Source organism: Stenotrophomonas sp. 610A2, assembly GCF_030549615.1.
GTDB classification, from domain to species: domain Bacteria; phylum Pseudomonadota; class Gammaproteobacteria; order Xanthomonadales; family Xanthomonadaceae; genus Stenotrophomonas; species Stenotrophomonas pigmentata.
Window position 1 is genome coordinate 3,147,866 of the sequence record NZ_CP130832.1, and the last position, 18,456, is coordinate 3,166,321.

14 protein-coding genes are annotated in these 18,456 nt (G+C 63.7%); 7 read left to right on the top strand and 7 right to left on the bottom strand.

The annotated features are described in order from the left end of the window. Positions 1-2: 2 nt before the first annotated feature. The 7 genes from Q5Z11_RS14170 (at position 3) to Q5Z11_RS14200 (ending at position 9,887) form a co-directional block, all read left to right on the top strand. On the top strand, positions 3-2,201 hold the full coding sequence (locus tag Q5Z11_RS14170; RefSeq protein ID WP_303747000.1) for a TonB-dependent receptor: 2,199 nt from the start codon (positions 3-5) through the stop codon (positions 2,199-2,201). 556 nt (positions 2,202-2,757) lie between these two features. Continuing rightward, complete coding sequence (locus Q5Z11_RS14175) at positions 2,758-3,186, top strand: MarR family winged helix-turn-helix transcriptional regulator (RefSeq protein ID WP_303747001.1); 429 nt, start codon at positions 2,758-2,760, stop codon at positions 3,184-3,186. Then, on the top strand, positions 3,183-4,394 hold the full coding sequence (locus Q5Z11_RS14180) for an MFS transporter (protein ID WP_303747002.1): 1,212 nt from the start codon (positions 3,183-3,185) through the stop codon (positions 4,392-4,394). The genes Q5Z11_RS14175 and Q5Z11_RS14180 overlap by 4 nt, the downstream gene beginning before the upstream one ends. A 75-nt stretch (positions 4,395-4,469) precedes the next feature. After that, positions 4,470-5,039: a TetR/AcrR family transcriptional regulator gene (locus tag Q5Z11_RS14185; RefSeq protein WP_303747003.1), complete on the top strand. Its 570-nt coding sequence runs from the start codon at positions 4,470-4,472 to the stop codon at positions 5,037-5,039. Beyond that, positions 5,036-6,700, top strand: coding sequence for an MFS transporter (locus tag Q5Z11_RS14190; RefSeq protein ID WP_303747004.1), 1,665 nt, complete (start codon positions 5,036-5,038; stop codon positions 6,698-6,700). The genes Q5Z11_RS14185 and Q5Z11_RS14190 overlap by 4 nt, the downstream gene beginning before the upstream one ends. Continuing rightward, positions 6,697-7,854 (top strand): HlyD family secretion protein, encoded by a 1,158-nt coding sequence (locus Q5Z11_RS14195; protein ID WP_303747005.1) that lies wholly within the window; start codon positions 6,697-6,699, stop codon positions 7,852-7,854. Before Q5Z11_RS14190 ends, Q5Z11_RS14195 begins: the two co-directional genes overlap by 4 nt. Positions 7,855-8,186: 332 nt before the next feature. Continuing rightward, positions 8,187-9,887: an amidohydrolase gene (locus tag Q5Z11_RS14200; protein WP_303747006.1), complete on the top strand. Its 1,701-nt coding sequence runs from the start codon at positions 8,187-8,189 to the stop codon at positions 9,885-9,887. Between the two features lie 200 nt (positions 9,888-10,087). Here the strand turns inward: Q5Z11_RS14200 and Q5Z11_RS14205 are convergent, their stop codons facing one another. The 7 genes from Q5Z11_RS14205 to creD form a co-directional block, all read right to left on the bottom strand. Then, the gene (locus tag Q5Z11_RS14205) at positions 10,088-10,573 is read right to left on the bottom strand and encodes a Fur family transcriptional regulator (protein WP_282266682.1); all 486 of its coding nucleotides are present in this window, start codon (positions 10,571-10,573) and stop codon (positions 10,088-10,090) included. A gap of 13 nt (positions 10,574-10,586) precedes the next feature. Further along, positions 10,587-11,987 carry a glutamate--tRNA ligase gene (gene gltX, locus Q5Z11_RS14210; protein ID WP_303747007.1) on the bottom strand — a complete coding sequence of 467 codons (1,401 nt, stop codon included), beginning with the start codon at positions 11,985-11,987 and terminating at the stop codon, positions 10,587-10,589. Between the two features lie 615 nt (positions 11,988-12,602). Further along, positions 12,603-14,195, bottom strand: a complete 1,593-nt coding sequence (locus Q5Z11_RS14215; RefSeq protein ID WP_303747008.1) for a M20/M25/M40 family metallo-hydrolase — start codon at positions 14,193-14,195, stop codon at positions 12,603-12,605. 105 nt (positions 14,196-14,300) lie between these two features. Beyond that, positions 14,301-15,185, bottom strand: coding sequence for a carbon-nitrogen hydrolase family protein (locus Q5Z11_RS14220; protein WP_303747009.1), 885 nt, complete (start codon positions 15,183-15,185; stop codon positions 14,301-14,303). Then, positions 15,182-15,787 carry a GNAT family N-acetyltransferase gene (locus Q5Z11_RS14225; RefSeq protein WP_303747010.1) on the bottom strand — a complete coding sequence of 202 codons (606 nt, stop codon included), beginning with the start codon at positions 15,785-15,787 and terminating at the stop codon, positions 15,182-15,184. Before Q5Z11_RS14225 ends, Q5Z11_RS14220 begins: the two co-directional genes overlap by 4 nt. An 817-nt stretch (positions 15,788-16,604) precedes the next feature. After that, on the bottom strand, positions 16,605-16,988 hold the full coding sequence (locus tag Q5Z11_RS14230; protein WP_303747011.1) for a hypothetical protein: 384 nt from the start codon (positions 16,986-16,988) through the stop codon (positions 16,605-16,607). Positions 16,989-17,056: 68 nt separating this feature from the next. Beyond that, positions 17,057-18,403 (bottom strand): cell envelope integrity protein CreD, encoded by a 1,347-nt coding sequence (gene creD / locus Q5Z11_RS14235; RefSeq protein WP_303747012.1) that lies wholly within the window; start codon positions 18,401-18,403, stop codon positions 17,057-17,059. Positions 18,404-18,456: the final 53 nt, after the last annotated feature.

Consider the following 18,456-nt stretch of genomic DNA (forward strand, 5'->3'; position numbering starts at 1 on the left):
CCATGTCCCTTCCCCGCCGCACCAAGCACCACCTGCTGTTCCTTGCCTTGATGGCCGCCCTGCCCGCGGTTGCCAGCGCTGCCGATGACGACGCCAGCCAGAGTCACCACCTGACGGAGTTGAGCGCGGTCAAGGTCACTGCATCGCCGCTGCAGGGCTCGGCCGAATCACTGGCACGTCCGGTCGAAGTGCTGGCCGGCACCGATCTGGATGAACACAAGTCCGGCACCCTGGGCGACACCGTCGCCAAGCTGCCCGGCGTGCAGAGCACCTTCTTCGGCCCCGGCGTCGGCCGCCCGATCATCCGCGGCCAGGAAGGCCCGCGCGTGGCGGTGGTATCCAATGGCGTCGGCAACATGGACGCCTCCACCGTCAGCGCCGACCACGCCTCCGCCATCGAACCCTTCCTGGCGGACCAGATCGAAGTACTGAAAGGCCCGGCCACCCTGCTGTTCGGCAGCGGTGCGATTGGCGGCGCGGTGAACGTGGTCGATGGCCGCATTGCCAGCGAAGTGCCGGACCGCCCGCTCAGCGGTCGCGCCGAAGTACGCGGCAACTCGGTCAACGAAGAACGCAGCGGCATGTTCCGCCTGGACGGCGTCAGCGGTGACAACCTGGTCCTGCATGTCGACGGCCTGATCCGCAACGGCGACGATTACCGCATCCCCGGCTACGCGATCGACCCGCATGCGCTGGATGCCGATGGCCATGACGATCACGATGCCCATGACGAAGACGCCGGAACCCGCGGTCGCCTCGACAACAGCTCGGTACGCACCCGTGCAGGTGGTTTCGGTGCCACCTGGTTCGGCGAAGGCGGCTTCCTGGGCGCCTCGCTGGGCACCTATCGCAGCAACTACGGCATTCCCAACGGCGCCCACGTGCATGCCGACGATGATCACGACCATGACCACGATGACCACGACCATGGCGACGCCGAGGAAGGCGACGAGCACGACGTGCGCATCGACATGGTGCAGAACCGCTTCGACCTGAAGGGCGGCCTGTACAACCCGACCTCGTTCCTGAAGAGCCTGACCGTGCGCGGCGGCTACACCGATTACGAGCACACCGAGCTGGAAGCCGGCACACCATCCACCCGCTTCACCAACAAGGGCTTTGAAGGCCGCGTCGAAGCCGTGCAGCAGCCGCTGGCCGGTTGGGACGGTGCCTTCGGCGTGCAGTTCGGCAGCAGTGACTTCGGTGCCACCGGCGAAGAGGCCTTCGTACCGGGTACCACCACCGACACCATTGGCGCATTCGTGCTGCAGGAAAAGCAGTTCGGGCCGTTCAAGCTGGAACTGGGTGCGCGCCATGACCGGGTCAAGCTCGATCCGAATGACGCGCAGCGCAACCGCAGCTTCGGTGCGACCAATCTGTCGGCGTCGGGCATCTGGGCCTTGAACGACACCTTCGACCTGCGTTTCGGCGTGGACGCCTCCGAGCGCGCACCGACCAACGAAGAGCTGTACGCCGCAGGCGCGCACATCGCCACCCGCTCGTTGGAAATCGGCAACGCCAACATGGACACCGAGCGCGGTCGTCGCGTCGAGCTGGGCCTGCACGCGCACAACGAACGCTTCGACCTGCAGGCAGCGATCTACCAGACCAAGTTCAAGGACTTCATCTACCTGGCCGACACCGGCGTGGTCGAAGGCGGCCTGCCGGTACGCACCTGGACCCAGAACGACGCCACCTTCAAGGGCGCCGAGGCAGAAGCCACCTGGCACATGCTGGAGAATGTGGCAGGCGATTGGGACCTGCGTGTATTCGGCGACTACGTGAAGGCGGAGCTGGATGGCAGCGGCAGCCGCAATGTCGCCATCGCCGTGCCGCACGGCGACCACGCGCACAACTACAACGTCGAGCTGGCCAATGGCGGCTACCTGCCGCGCATCGCCCCGGCCCGTGTTGGTGCAGACCTGCACTGGTCGCTGGGTGGCTGGCGCGCCTCGCTGGGCGCCGTGCGTTACGGCAGCCAGAAGGATGTTGCCGAGAACGAGGAAGCCAGCGCCGGTTACACGCTGGTGGACGCACACGTGGCGTATCGCTGGGACCGCAATGGCAGCAACAGCTACGAAGTTTTCCTCGATGGCAGCAACCTGACCGATCGTGAGGCACGCCCGCATACGTCGCTGCTGCGGGACTACTCGCCGCTGCCGGGTCGTGGCGTGGCGTTCGGCATCCGCGCCTGGTTCTAAGAGCCTGCTGCAGGCTTTGGCTTTGAGCTTTGGCTCCTGCTCCTGCTTTCCCCTCTCCCGCCTGCGGGAGAGGGGCAGGGGTGAGGGCAAGCTTTTGCTTCTGCACTTGGTTCCGCTTCCGCTTCTGACTCTCCCACTTAACAACCCAAGCGCACACAAAAACCACCGCAAGGTGGTTTTTTGCTTCGTGCAGAACCCGCTGCGTTGAAACAAGCTCAAGTACAGCCATAGCCAGATCAAAAAGCCCCCCCATCCGCCCTCCGGGCACCTTCCCCCGCAAGCGGGAGAAGGGAAAGCCACAGCCACAGCCACAGCAACCGCAAGAGCAAGAGCAAGAGCAACAGCCAAAGCCAAAGCCAAAGCCAAAGCCAAAGCCAAATCAAAGGCCAAGGCCAATGCCAATGCCAAAGCGAAAGCGAGAGCGAGAGCGAGAGCGAGAGCGAAAAGCGAAAAGCGAAAAGCGAAGCGCACAACCCGCCAGCGTGGCCAGCAACCAACACTCGCATTTACGTGCATATACACATAAACTCCCGCCATCGCCCTACCCCACAAGCCGATGGACACCTCCAGCCCCTGCACCTGCTTCCAGCTGCGCCGCGCCGCGCGCCGCGTCTCCCAGGTTTACGACCGCCATCTGGCCGCCGCCGAGCTGAGCCTCAATGCTTATTCCATCCTGCGCCGCTCCAGCCAGCCGCGGCCGCTGGGCGAGCTCGCTGACGCGTTGGGCATGGACCGCACCACCCTTACCCGCAACCTCAAGCCATTGCTGGAAGCAGGCCTTCTCAGTGCCGCGCCCGGCGTAGACTCGCGCCAGCGCCAGGTGCAGATCAGCGTCGCCGGCAAGCGCCGCCTGCAAAAAGCCTTCCCGCTCTGGCAACAGGCGCAGCAGGAAGTTGAAACACGCTTCGGCAGCGCGCGCACGACCACGCTCAATCAACAGCTCGAAGCACTCACCCAAGCCCTGGACCAAGGACACGCGGCATGAGCACCCAAGCCCCCACCCGCACACCTTGGCTGCTGTTGGTGGCCGCCTCCAGCATCCTGATGGTCACCATGGGCGTGCGCCAGACCAGCGGCCTGCTGATCGACCCCATCCACGTTTCCACCGGGCTGGGCATCGCCCAGATCAGCTTCTCGTTGGCGATTGGCCAGTTCGTCTGGGGCGCGGTGCAGCCCTTCTTCGGCGCGATGGCTGACCAGCGCGGCCCCTTGCCGGTACTGGTCGGCGGCGGCCTGTTGCTGGCCATCGGCCTGCTCGCGGCAACGCTGCTACCCGGTGCCTGGGGATTGAACCTCAGCTTCGGCCTGCTGCTGGCCGCCGGTGCCGGTGCCGGTAGTTTTTCAGTACTGATCGGCGCCACCGCCTGGCGCATTCCAGCGCAGAAGCGCTCGATGGCGGCCGGCATCATCAACGCGGGCGGCTCGCTCGGGCAGTTCCTGTTCGCACCACTGGTGCAACTCCTGCTCAGCGCCTTCGGCTGGATCAAGGCCTTGTATGCGCTGGCCTTCATCGTATTGCTTTCGCTGCCCTTGGCATGGCCGCTGCGCAAGCGCGCACCGCGTGTGGAAGGCGCTGCTGACGGTGATGCATTGCGTCCGCAATTACAGCGCGCCGCACGTAGCCGCAGCTATTGGTGCCTGCACCTGGGCTTTTTCACCTGTGGTGTGCATATCGCCTTTCTGGTTACCCACCTGCCTGGTGAGATCGCGCTGTGCGGGCTGTCGGCGAATGTGGCGTCGGTGTCGATTGCCTTGATCGGCCTGTTCAATGTTGCCGGCAGCCTGATCATCGGCGCGATGGGCGAACGCTTCCGCATGAAGTGGCTGCTGTTCTGGATGTATCTCAGCCGCGCCGTGTTGATCGCGGTCTATCTGGTCTCGCCACCTACGCCGATGACGTTCTATGTCTTTGCTGCGGCACTGGGCTTCACCTGGCTGGCGACGGTGCCGCCCACCGCCGGACTGGTTGGCAAGCTGTTCGGGCCGCGCCACATGGGCACCTTGTTCGGGCTCACGCTCTTCTCGCACCAGATCGGCGCCTTCTTCGGTGCGTGGCTGGGCGGGGTGGCGCTGGAATACGGCGGTGACTACAGCTGGATGTGGTACGCCGACATGGGTTTGGCGGTTGCCGCCGCCCTGGTCAACCTGCCCATCCGCGAGGCACGGCTGCACAAGCAAGCGGTCGCAAGCTGAACGAACCGGGGCCATTCAGGCCCCATTTCGCGCCACGCATTGAAACCGGACAATTTTGTCCGGATCATATGTGGCATGACTTCCATACGCTCCGATGCCGCCGCACGGCGTGCCTTGCTGCTGGACGCGGCCGATGCCGTGTTCGGCGAGCACGGCATCACCGCCCCACTTGACCTTGTGGTGGAACGGGCAGGCGTTGGCCGGGCCACGCTGTACCGCAACTTCCCTGACCGCACCGCGTTGATCGAGGCGCTGCTGCAACGGACGGTGGAGAAGATCGAAGCCCACGTGCAGGAACTGGGCGAGCGCGATGACGCCTTGTTCGAGCTGATCGTCGGCATGGCCAGGCGCATCGTGCACTCGCCAGCATTGGCCGATTACTGGCGCGCGGTGGATCCGGACGAACCGGCGATCAAGTCTGCGCGCGAGCGCATCCTCAGCCTGTCCGAGCCGGCCTTGATGCGCGCCAAGGCGGCCGGGCTGTGCCGCCAGGACCTGCAGTTGTCCGATATCTCCTTGATTTCCAGCATGCTTGGCGCCGCCCTGCGTGGTCGCACTGCGGAAGATCGCGCCACCCTCGCACGGCGTGCGATTGAATTGCTGCGACCCGGCCTGTCCGCACAGGCTGCAGCGGAACGCCCATGAAACCACTCAAGCCCATTCCGGACTGGGAGGAGCACGAAAAGCCAGCCCTGCCCGGCTCAGCCTCGATGCCGTGGCACCCGCCGTACCGGCGCGCAGCCTACGCCGCCGTGGCGGTGCTGGTGGCGATCACCGGTGGGCTGGGCAATGCGCTGATCAGCGCCAACCTCCCCCTGATCACCGGGCAGATGGGGCTGCAGGCCAGCGAGGCCAATTGGTTGGTGGCCGCGTATCTGATGGTCAACGTCAGCGCCAACCTGCTGGTGTTCAAGTTCCGCCAGGAATACGGCATCCGCCTGTTCGCCGAAATTGGCCTCGGCACCTATGCCGCACTGGCGGTGCTGCACCTGTTTGTCGGCAGCACCACGACTACCCTGCTGGTGCGCGCCGGCAGCGGTTTCGCCGGTGCCGCCTGCACCACGCTGGGAACGCTGTACATGCTGCAGGCGCTGCCACGCAAATACGTGGGCAACCTGCTGGTGGTCGGCGTCGGCTTGTCGCAGTTGGCGGTGCCGTTGGCCTGGCTGCTGTCGCCCGGCCTGCTGGACCACGGCGAATGGCAGAACCTGTATCTGTTCGAGGCCGGCCTGGCGCTGTGCTCGTTCGCCGCTGTGGTGGTGTTGAAGCTGCCGCCAGGCATCCAGATCAAGGTATTCGAGCGCACCGACTTCCTCACCTTTGCGCTGCTGGCACCCGGCCTTGCACTGCTGGTGGTGGTGCTGAGCCAGGGCTACCTGCATTGGTGGTTAGACTCACCGTGGCTGGGCTGGGCCTTGGCCGCCGCGGTAGTGCTGATCACCACAGGACTGTGCATCGAACATCAGCGCAGGAATCCGCTGCTGCAGGTGCGCTGGCTGATGGGGCCGGTGATGCTGCGCTTCATCGTAGGTGCCTTCCTGATCCGCTTCCTCACCAACGAGCAGTCCTACGGGATGATCTCGATGATGCGTGCGTTGGGCATGGGCCCCGACCAGATGGCGCCGCTGTTCGGGGTGATCCTGATCGGCGTGCTGGTCGGCATTGCCGCCGGCGCGCTTACCTTCGGGCCGAAGGCGTTGATCCCGCAGTTGCTGGTCTCGATCATCCTGCTCGGCGCTGCCGCCTTCCTCGACCAGCACCGCACCAGCATGGACCGGCCGATGGATTTCGCGCTGAGCCAGTTCTTCGCTGCGGTCGGCAGTGGCATGTTCATGGGCCCGTTGATGCTGATGGGCATACGCCAAGCAATGGCGCGCGGGCTGGACCATATCGTCTCCTTCATCGTGATCCTGTCACTGACCCAGAGCTTCGGCAGCCTTGCCGGCTCGGCGTTCCTGAGCAGCTTCCAGCTGCACCGCGAGCACATCTATTCGACTGCCCTGGTCAGCCAGCTCAACCCAGCCGACCCGCAGGTGGCGCGTCGCCTGCAACTGCAGCAGCAAGCCTACGCGCGCGTCATCACCGACCCGGTACAACTCAAGGCGCAAGCCGCCGCTGCCTTGGCGGCCACGGCCAAGCGTGAGGCCAATGTACGTGCGTTCAACGATGTATTCGCCTTCAGCGGCTGGGTGGCGATCTGCTTCCTGACATGGCTGTTGCTGGAAGTGACGCTGCGCAATCCACGTGTGAAACAGGTGATCCGGCGTGAGCGCGCCGGGACCCAGGACAAACGAGCAGAAACATGAGCAACAAGACCGAGAAGACTCCAGCAACACCGGCACCCGCACCGGTATCCAAGTACAACCGTCCAAGCCGCGCCAGCGTGGTGGTGATGATCGTCATCGCCCTGCTCGGGCTGACCCTGATCCTGCGCGCCTGGCAGTTGTGGCCGTTCACCAGCACGCACATGCATACCGATGATGCTTATGTGCGCGGCCAGGTGACGGTGCTGGCCCCACAGGTAAGTGGCTACGTCACCGAGGTGCTGGTCAGTGACTTCGATCACGTCAAACAGGGCCAGCCGCTGCTGCGCATCGACAGCCGCATCTACCAGCAGAAGGTTGACCAGGCCCAGGCCTCGCTGGACGATGCACGCGCGCAGCTGGCCAACTCCGACCAGAGCCAGGCGCAGAACCGCGCCCAGATCAGTTCGGCGCGCGCCAACTATTCAGCCGAACAGGCCGAGCAGCAGCGCAGCCGCACCGAGCTGCAGCGTTACGAGCAACTGGCCGCACAGCAACTGATATCCAACAGCGACCGCGACAAGCTGCGCTCTTCTGCGCAGGTGGCAAGCGCCGGTGTTGCGCAGTCGCAGGCGGCAATCCACATTGCCGAACAGACCCTCACGTCCACACAGGTTGCCCGCAAGGGCCTGGAGGCCAAGGTCGCGATGGCCGAGGCCGCGCTGGAACTGGCGAAGATCGACCTCGACAACACCGTCATCAAGGCGCCGCGTGATGGCCAGGTATCGGAAGCGAGCGTGCGGCTTGGCCAGTACGTGACCGCCGGCAGCCAGCTACTGTTCCTGGTGCCGGACACGCTGTGGGTAGTAGCCAACTACAAGGAAGGTCAGACCTGGAATATGGCGATCGGCCAGCCGGCGACCTTCAGCGTCGACGCCTTCCAGGGCAAGAAGCTGACGGGTCGCATCGAGCAGATCGCGCCTGCCACCGGCTCGGAGTTTTCGGTGCTCAAGCCCGACAATGCCAGTGGCAACTTCACCAAGGTCGTGCAGCGCCTGCCAATCCGCATCGCCATCGACCCCGATCAGCCCCTTGCCGCCCGCCTGCGCCCCGGCATGTCGGTGGTGGTGGAAGTGGATACAGCGGCAACGCCTGCGCAAAACCCAACCCCTTCCCAACCCTCCCCTGCTGCACAAGGGAGGGAGCAACAGCGGTAGGTAGTGCCGAGCCATGCTCGGCAGAGGCTTTACCGACGAAAAGCTGCCCTCACCCCAACCCCCGCTCCGCGCCCCAGTCCTTGCGCCAGCGCAAGACCGTTCAGAATGGGCACGAACCAGTGGTTCGTAAACGCCCCTCCTTCACCCCGCCAGCGGGAGAGGGGCTAAAGCGGTAGTGCCGAGCCATGCTCGGCAGGGGCTTTCCCGGTAAAGCCCCAAAGCCAACCCCTCCCCAACCCTCCCCTGCTACGCAAGGGAGGGAGCAGGTCCGACCGCACGGAAGGACCTGAAGCGCTAGGCTGTACCCCTGCCCCCAGCCGGGAGAATCCTCGGTGAAACTGCTACTGGCCCTTTCCGTACTCGCTGCACTCACAGCCACCAACGCCAACGCAGCCGACACGCTGTACTCCGGCGGTCCCATCGTCACCGTGGATGACAGCCAGCCCAACGCCGAGGCCATCGTCGTGCGCGACGGCCGCATCGCCTTTGTCGGCACACGCAAGGCGGCGCGCGATTTCAGCCCACGGGCAAAGCAGATTGATCTGCAGGGCCATACTTTGACGCCGGGTTTCATCGATGCCCACGGCCATGTCTCTGGCGTTGGCCTGCAGGCGCTGTCGGCCAACCTGCTGCCCGCGCCAGACGGCGAAGGCAATTCGATCCCCGCCCTGCAAAAGATCATGCGCGAGTTCCGCGCCCACCCGACCACAGCGGAGGGCTACAAGGTACTGATCGGCTTCGGCTACGACGACTCGCAGTTGGTCGAGCAGCGCGCCCCGACCCGCCATGACCTGGATGTAATCGCCACCGATATTCCGGTCATCCTGATGCATCAATCCGGCCACATCGGCGCCTACAACAGCAAGGCGCTGGAACTGGCCGGCATCACCGCTGACACGCCCAATCCGCCCGGCGGTGTAATCCGTCGCGAACCGGGCAGCAACGTGCCTGATGGTGTGCTTGAGGAAAGCGCGCACAACATCGCCCTGGCCAAACTGATGCCGGCGATGACTGCCGAGCAGTCACTGGCCATGATCGAAGCCGGGCAGGCGCTGTACATGAAATACGGCTATACCACTGCGCAGGATGGCAAGAGCGACGCCGGCACCCTGCAGCTGCTGCCAATGGCGGCCAAAGCCGGCAAGCTCAAGATCGACGTGGTGGCCTATCCCGATATTGAAGTGGCCCTGCAGAACCCAGTGATGCAAGGCCCGTTCTATGGTTTGAACTACACCGATCACTACCGCATCGGCGGCGTGAAGATCAGTCTGGATGGCTCGCCGCAGGGCAAGACCGCCTGGCTGACCAAGCCCTACTACAAGGCGCCCGAAGGCGAGAAGCCGGACTACGCCGGCTACCCCGCCTTCCCCACCGCCAAGGTCGATGACCTCCTCACCCAGGCCTGGGGCCATGGCTGGCAGGTACTGGCGCATGCCAATGGCGACGCCGCCATCGACCAGCTGATCCATGCAGTGTCCGCCGCCGAAGCCAAGTACCCGGACAAGCATCTCGTCCCCGTGCTGATCCACGGCCAGACCCTGCGCAAGGACCAGGTCGGCGAGCTGCGCCGTCTCGGCATCTTCCCCTCGCTGTTCCCGATGCACACCTATTACTGGGGCGATTGGCACCGCGACTCGGTGCTGGGCCCGGAACGCGCCGAGAACATCTCACCGACGCAGTGGGTGCTGGATGCAGGCATGGTGTTCACCTCGCACCATGACGCGCCGGTGGTATTCCCCGATTCAATGCGGGTGCTGGATGCAACGGTCAACCGCGTGACCCGCAGTGGCCGCGTGCTGGGACCTGATCAGCGCGTATCACCGGTGATCGCGCTGAAGGCGATCACCTTGTGGGCGGCGCGGCAGTACGGCGAGGAAAGCAGCAAGGGCTCGATCGAAGTCGGCAAGCGCGCCGATCTGGTACTGCTATCGGACAACCCACTGAGCATCGAACGCAGCCAGCTACACACCATCAAGGTGCTGCAGACCATCAAGGATGGCGAAGTGGTCTACGAGGCAAAGCCGAAGCCGTAAGCACGACGAGCTGTTGTAGGAGCGGCGTAAGCCGCGAAGCCACTGCAACATCCGAAGCCGATAGCACATTGTCCGCACCGAAGTGACCGGGGCGGTCGAGGCCTATCGGCTTCGCGGCTCACGCCGCTCCTACAAGGGTCAGTTCTGCTTGAAGCCTTACCCTCACCCCAACCCCTCCCACAGGAAGAGGGGCTAAAGCATCAGCCTGCGCAGTTCGCGCACAGGCCGTGCACTTCCAGCGTCTGTGCCTGCGGCTTGAAGCCCAGCTCCTTGGCGCGGGCTTCAAGCTGACGGACGATGTCGCGGTCTTCCAGCTCCACCGCGCTATGGCAGCGGTCGCAGATCAGGAACGGCACCGAGTGCTGGTTGCTGCTCGGGTGGTGGCAGGCGACGAAGGAGTTGACCGACGACAGCTTGTGCACGAAGCCATTGGCCATCAGGAAATCCAGCGCGCGGTAGACCGTGGGCGGGGCGTCCGCGCCCACACCCTTGCCTTCGCGTACCCATTCCAGCAGTTCATAAGCCTTGACCGGCTTGCCGGCCTCGGCGATCAGCCGCAGCACGTTGGCGCGGATCGGGGTCAGCCGCAATCCGCGCTCGCGGCACACCCGTTCGACCACCGCGACAAAGCCGGCCGCGTCTTCGACGTGGTGGTGCGGGGCGGTACAGGAGTGTGCGTCGGTCATGTCTACCTCGGGGTCAGGCCGTTGGGATCTTGATGAGTGCGGCGTCGATGCGTTTCAAGGCCTCGTCGCGCCCTGCCAGATACACGGTATGGGAAATGTCAGGACTCACCTGGGTGCCGGTGATGGCCACGCGCAGCGGCTGGGCGACCTTGCCCATGCCGATTTCCAGCTGGGCAGCCACATCATGCAGTGCCACGGACACGCCTTCGGCGGTCCATTCAGCAGCGGCCAGCAGTTCACGCGCCTTCGCCAGCGGAACCTCAGCACCGGCCTTGAAGTGCTTGGCCACGGCCGCTTCGTCGTACTCGTTCAGCGGGGTGTACCAGACCACGGCCTTCTCGGCCATTTCCTTCAGGGTCTGCACGCGCTCACGCAGGGCGATGACCACGTCGACCGGAGCCGGGCCCTTGCTGATGTCCAGACCGAGCTTTTCCAGCTGGTAGACCAGGTGCGGAACGATGGACTCCGGCGTCTCGGTCTTCAGGAAGTGCTGGTTGACCCAGCCCAGCTTGGCCATGTCCAGGCGCGCGGCCTTGGAATTGCAGTTGGTGACGTCGAACAGATCGATCAGCTCCTGGCGGGTGAAGATCTCCTGGTCACCGTGCGACCAGCCCAGGCGGGCCAGGTAGCTCAGCAGCGCCTCAGGCAGGTAGCCCGCGTCCTTGTACTGCATCACGTCGGCTGCGCCGGTGCGCTTGGACAGCTTTGCGCCCTGCTCGTCCAGGATCATCGGCATATGGCCGAACTTCGGCACCGGCGCGCCGATGGCCTCGTACAGGTTGATCTGCCGCGGGGTGTTGTTGATGTGGTCATCACCGCGGATGACCTCATTGATGTTCATGTCCCAATCGTCGACCACCACCGCGAAGTTGTAGGTGGGGTAGCCGTCCGGGCGGAAGATGACCATGTCATCCAGCTCGCTGTTGGCGATTTCGATATTGCCCTTGATCAGGTCATCGAACAGCACCGTGCCTTCAAGCGGGTTCTTGAAGCGGATGACGCGGTTCGGGTCGTCCTTGTACGGCAGGTTCAGCTCGCGGGCGGCGCCGTTGTAGCGCGGCTTCTCCTGCTTGGCCATGGCGGCTTCACGCATGGCGTCCAGCTCTTCCTTGGTCTCGTAGGCGTAGTACGCCTTGCCCGAGGCGATCAGTTGCTCGGCGACTTCCTGATAACGGGCAACGCGCGCGGTCTGGTAGATCGGACCTTCGTCATAGCCCAGGCCCAGCCAGTCCATCGCCTCGAGGATGGCGTCGATGGCAGCCTGGGTCGAGCGCTCGCGGTCGGTATCTTCAATGCGCAGCACGAACTCACCGCCACGGTGACGCGCCTCCAGCCAGCAGTAAAGCGCGGTGCGGGCGCCACCAATGTGCAGGTAGCCGGTGGGACTGGGGGCAAAGCGGGTACGGACGGTCATGACGGGCGCAGAAGTTGGAATCGGGGCATTTTACCTTTTCCCCCCTGCCGGTGCTTCGAACCGGCTCCAGCCCTTCACCCGCCAAAGCAGCGCCCCTGCTTTAGCCCCTCTCCCGCCTGCGGGAGAGGGGTTGGGGTGAGGGCAGCTCTGGCTCTGTCTTCGGTTTCGGCCGTTGCTCCAGCTTTTGACCTACCGGGCCCCTTCCGCAGCGACGGAGCTGGCGGACAAGACCCCGCACGGGGCGACGCACATGGATGTGCGTCGTTTTTCGACGAGACAGGGATGTCTCGTCGAAAAATCCTGCCAGTGGAGTGGACCCGCGTCGCGTCGCGGCGTGGGCGCGGAGGCAGGGTGTGTTTCTTTTGGTTACTTCTTCTTTGCACAAGCAAAGAAAAGTGACTCGCTCCCCGCAGGGGAGTGAAAGCTCTTGATCTTGATCTTGCTTGTCAACGGGACAACAAAGCGCCAGCAACAACAAGAGCCAAAGCTCCCCCCATCCGCCCTTCGGGCACCTTCCCCCGCAAGCGGGAGAAGGGAGGCATCGAGCATTGTTTGCTCTGATCCAAAAGCAGAAGGGCCGCGATGCGGCCCTTCCTTCAAGCAAACCCGGCTAGCTCACTTCTCCAACAACGGCTTGCGTGGGAACCGCTCCTCACGCATCGCAGCGTTGTAGACGAACGATGCAACGATCGCCGCCGCCTGCTTCAGATCCTCAGGCTCCGCGTGATCCCAGGTATCCAGGTGGCTGTGATGCACATTGCTGAAGTAATCCAGACGATCCTGGATGAACTGGAAGCCCGGCAGGCCAACCCGGTCATAGCTGATGTGGTCCGTACTGCCGGTATTACGCGTAGCCACCGTGGTCGCACCCACATCATTGAACGGCTTCAACCATGCCTCGAAGATCGGCATCGCCGCCATGTTTTCCTGCGCATAGATGCCACGGAAACGGCCCGAACCATTGTCCATGTTGAAGTAGACCTGGAACTTCTCGTAATCACGCAGCTTCTGCAGCGGACCGGTCGGCTCACGCAAGGACGCCGGCAGCGCCTTCTGCGCCGCATCGGTCGGTTCCGGGTAACGCGCGAAGTGCTGAGTCACGTACGCCTGCGAACCGATCAAACCCTGCTCCTCACCACTCCACAGACCCACGCGGATCGTGCGCTTGGGCTTGGCGCCCACCGCCTTCAGGATACGCATCGCCTCCATCATCACCGCCACGCCCGCAGCGTTGTCAGCCGCGCCGGTACCGGTGTGCCAGGAATCCATGTGCGCACCCAGCATCACGATCTCATCGGCCTTGCTGCTGCCACGGATTTCGGCGAGCGTGTTGTGACCCGGCTGGTCGGTCTCATCGGTGAAGCGCGCGTCCACGTTGACCCGCAGCGTCACCGTCTGCTTGTCCTTGAGTGCACGCACCAGCGGATTGAAGTGCTCGGCGATCATCGCCAGTTCCGGGATGCCCACCGACTCGCCGGCCTTGCGCGAACCACCACCGGCGACGCGGATGATGCCGTTGTCCCAGCCGCTGATGCTGATCGCGGCCAGCGCGCCTTCCTCGACGAAGAAGGCATTGACCGCCTTGCCCAGCTCCTGGCGCTCGTTGTATTCCTTCACCCGCTTTGCGCGGTCTTCTTCCGCGGTCTTGGGAATGGTGAAGGCCTGCAGGCCTTCCAGCGACGTCGCGTCGTGGCGGTGGGAATCAGACTCGGTGCCACGCTTGTACTCGCGCGCATCACCGAGCAGCAGGATCTTGCCGCGCAGCTTGCCCTTGTACTTCTCAAGATCAGCCAGCTTCTTGATATCGACCTGGATCAGCTCACCTTCCACCGCACCATTGGTGCCCGGCGTCCACGCCTTGGGCAAGGCATGCAGCGGCTGCACGCGCTGGCCCAGCATCTCGACGCTGGCCGAGGTGAACTCCCAACCGCGGCCGAAGTCTTCGAAAGCCTCGTCGTGCACATTGACCAGGCCCCACTCGTTGAACTTGCCACGGGTCCAGGTATTGGCCTGCGCCATCGCCGGCGAATTGGTCAGGCGCGGACCAATGGTTTCAGTCAGGTGGCTGAAGGTATCCATCACCTGGGAGCGATGGAAAGCCTCCTGACGGATCTTGCTGACCATGTCCAGATCCACCTGCTCAGCCGCCTGCGCCGTAGCGCTCACCGCCAAACCCATGCACAACGCCAACAAACCCCGCTTGATCATGCTTCCCCCGGCCTTAGGCCCAATGACGACAAACCACCGAGTCTAGCCAGCAGCTGGCCCCATCGAGTCGGCCAATGGTCATGGTTTGCCGACAGCGGTCGCGATTCAGTCCACGCGGGTCACAACCGCATGTGCCAGCGCAGGCTGCAGCTGGCTTTGCCAATCACGGTCATTGGCCACCTGGGCACGCTTGCGGCTGGCCTCGAAGGCGGCAAAGTCGAGATCGGCATAAGCCCACAGCGTTTGCTCATCAGTCTGTGCCAGCACGCCGTCGGCGGGGAAACCCACATCCATCGGTGCATAGATCGCGGCCTCACCGGTATTTACATCCAACGCCGGACTCCATTCGGCGAGCCCGGCGGTGACCGACTGCGCCACGAACATCCGGTTCTCCAGCGCGCGGGCGAGGCAACCGACGCGCACGCGCATAGCTCCGGCAGCGGTATCGGTGCAACTGGGCACGATCAGCAAGCGCGCACCGGCCTCGTACTGACGCCGCACCGGCAGCGGGAATTCACTGTCGTAACAGATGGCCACACCAACACGGACGCCGTCGATCTCGAAAACTTTAAGTGCATCACCAGGATCAATGATGCCGGTGCCTTTCTCGAAACCGGTGAGCTGCAGCTTGTCCTGCCACAGATGCAGGCCCTGCGGTGTCAGCCAGTCGCACCGGTTGCGGAAGCGTCCATTGCCGTCATCGAGCAGGAAACTGCCGGCTACCACGTGCATGTCCAGTTCCCGTGCCAGGTCGGAGAAAAGCTCCAGCCAGCGCTGCCGATACTGCTGGATGGCCGCCAGCGACGCCGCCAGATCACTGAAGATCGGCCGACCAAAACTGGCAGCCAGTTCCAGCGACAGATACTCCGGCAGCACCGCGATGCGCGCACCAGCAGCAGCGGCTTCACCCAATACCTGCGCCTGACGCGCGGCGAACGCGTCAAAGCTGGCGGGCGAACCCACCGGATAGCGTGCAACGGCAATCTTCATGAGACGGGCTCCAGCTTGCGGGTCCAGAACGTCAAAGGATGCATGACATTGCCCAGCCCTGCCTCCTCCCAATGCAGCTGCATGGTCATGCCCGGCTGACGCTGGTAACCGCGCTTATGCCAGAACACTGCATTGTCGCGATGCCCGGGCGGCCGCCGTGGGTCGTCGTCGGAACGATCCACTGTACAGAAGGCCGTCATTGCGAAACGCCCCAATCCTCGTGCATGTGCCTCGCGTGCATCGAAGAACGCATGACCGATGCCATGCCCGCGATACGCAGGCAGCAGTACTGATTCACCAAAATAGAAGACCCGGGCAGGATCGAGCCCCGCCTGCTCGAACGGCGCGCGGAAAGCCGGCCCATCATCGAGCAGCGGCAACCCGGTCGACGCCCCCACAACCGCATCACCGGAGCATGCGATTACGCATACCGCATCCGGCGTCGCCGCATAGGCCGCAAGGTAGTCCCGCTCGTAGTCGAGGCTGCCCTGGTAGAGATAGGGCCAATCATTGAACACCTGGATACGCAGCCGCGCGATGTCGTCAAGATAGGGCAGCAGTTGCTTGCCGAGCAGGCTGGTGATGGTCGGAGTTGAGCGCATGCGGGCAATTCTAGAGCCTGCGGCGGAAAGACGCGCTTCTTCAGTTTATCCCGCGCAGCTCCCCTCTCCCCAACCCCTCTCCCGCGAGGGGAGAGGGGGCTTCAAGCTGCAATTGCGTGTATCGCATCATTGGACGCGGCATTAGGCAACTGAGGAGCCTTATCCGCCAAATTGACCGCGGCGGTGACCGCCAGCTCAAGTCTCGGCTCCGGCTCCAGCTCCAGCTCCAGCTTTGGTTGCAATTGAGGTTGCTCTTGCAGTTGCAGTTGCAGTTGCTCGTGCTCGTGCTCGTGCTCGTGCTTTTGTTCTTGCTCAGCTTTTGACGTACCGGGCCCCTTCCGCAGCGACGGAGCTGGCAGAAAAGACCCCGCACGGGGCGACGTGCAGGACGCACGTCGTTTTTCGACGATACAGGGATGTATCGTCGAAAAATCCTGCCAGCGGAGTGGACCCGCGTCGCGTAGCGGCGTGGGCGCGGAGGCAGGGTGTGCTTTCTTTTGGTTACCTTTTCTTTGCACAAGCAAAGAAAAGTAACTCGCTCCCCGCAGGGGAGTGAAAGCTCTGCGGTTGCTGTTGCTACCTTGGCCTTTAATCAAGAAACAGAGCAACAGCAAAACCCAAAGCTCCCCCCATCCGCCCTCCGGGCACCTTCCCCCGCAAGCGGGAGAAGGGAGTGTCATGCAGCTCGGTGCATGTCTTCGGCCCGCCTTCGCGGGGATGCTCTTCGAACGCCCCGCTTTTCGACTGCACGCCTATGGATTTCCGCCAAAAATCGGAGAACAGCAATATCACGCAACCCACCAAACAACCGTTCCACTCACTCCCACCACCCATAAACCACCAAACGCTCGACCGGCAACACCACAAACCACGCCCGCCCATCCAATGCCACCGCCGAATAGCCAGCCCCGTGACCGGATGGCAACACCTCGGCGGCAAACGAAGCACACTCCGCCGCAAACGCCGAATACACCCAATCCCCGGCCTCGAAGTAGCGCAAGCCCTTGCGCTGGATCGCCAACGCCGTCGACAACGACAAACGCAAGGCAACAACCCCCTGCGCCTGCCCACCACCAAACACACTGCCCAACAGCACCCGCTCCACCTGCCCCGGCCCCATGCCGAAGTGCAACAAGCCACAGGTCTCGATACCCGCAGGCAACAGACGCCGCGCACGCTGATGGATCAAAGCACGATTCATGTCCTTCCTCCTTGCGAAAGAAGCGGGATGGCCATCGCCACCCCGCCCCGTCATCGCAGCCGGCTCAATCAACCCTGCTTGCTCATTGCGCGATTGCTCAGCTCATACCAGTCCAGCTTGCGGGTGATCCACATGATCACCGACAGGATGCCGAACAGCAGCAGCGAACCCATCAACAGCGCGTTGTTCTCCGAGACCAGCAGCACATACAACACGCCGTACAACAAGGTCAGCATCGTCGCGAAACCAACACCGCGCTTCCAGCTATGTAGCACACCGCTCAGGTAGAAACCCTGCAGGCCGATACACGCCGCCGCAGCTGCCAGGTACGCCTTCCAGAACGCAATCTGCTCGGAAAGACTCAGCAGCAACAGGAAGAAGATCGCCAGCGCCAAACCTACCAGCAGGTACTGCAGCGGATGGATCTTCAACTGCTTGATCAACTCGAACAGCGCGAAGCCCACAAAGGTCAGCAACACGAACAGGATGCCGTACTTGCTGGCCCGGTCCACCTGCGTATAGGTATCCACCGGGTCCACCAAGGCCACGTTCAGAGCCTCCACGCTGCCACCATCGCTGCGGATCGCCCTGACCAACTGCGACTGCGCCGCCGAGGCCAGCGATGACACCGCCCACTCCGCCTTGAAGCCGCTGGCATCGATGCTGCGCTCGTTGGGCAGGAAGCTGCCGCCGAACAGCGGGTGCTGCCAGGGAGAAGACAAGGAAACACGGGTGTCATCACCCACCGGAGCGACCGCTAGCGAACGAGTGCCGCCCAGCACGAACTCCAGCTCGACCTTGCCACCCTCACGCAGTACGCCCTGCATCGAGTCGGGCAAGACCGACAGCGGCGCGTGCAGGCCCTTGGAGGTCCCCTCCAATGCGCCGGCGCCCGGCTGCAGCTGGATCGCACGACCGTCCACGCGCAGGTTCGGCGTACCGACCAGTCCACGCACGTCGGAGATGCCCAAGGCCAGGTAGGGACGGCCATAGGTGCGGCCCGGTACCGCGACATAACTGCTCTCGGCGAACTCGGCCTGCAGCTTGGCCTGCCAGTTGTAGACCGGCACCTTGAACAGGCCGACAGTGCGCTCATCGGTGCGCATGTTGCCCTGCACGTTCAAGCGTGTCGGCATCTGCAGGTCATAGCCGCTTTCGACGCGCAGCTCGGTCCGGCGCGGCTTGTCGCCTTCGGCCGGGATTTCCACTTCACGCTGCTGGGTCCACGGCAGCACCCGCACCGGGCCGATCAGCGACTGCTCGCCGGCCCAGCTCTGCGATACCCGTTCGACCGCCTCGTTGCGGTAACGCTCACGCTCGTTGATGGTGCTGCGGATCAGCAGCAGGGGAATCAGCAGCAACAACACCAGCCCGCCGACAATGGCGAAGCGCAACAGCAGTTTCAGGGAAGTCATGTCCCGTCCTCGTGTGGAAACAGGGACAGGTTGAACGCGGCTGGTGAGCAGGG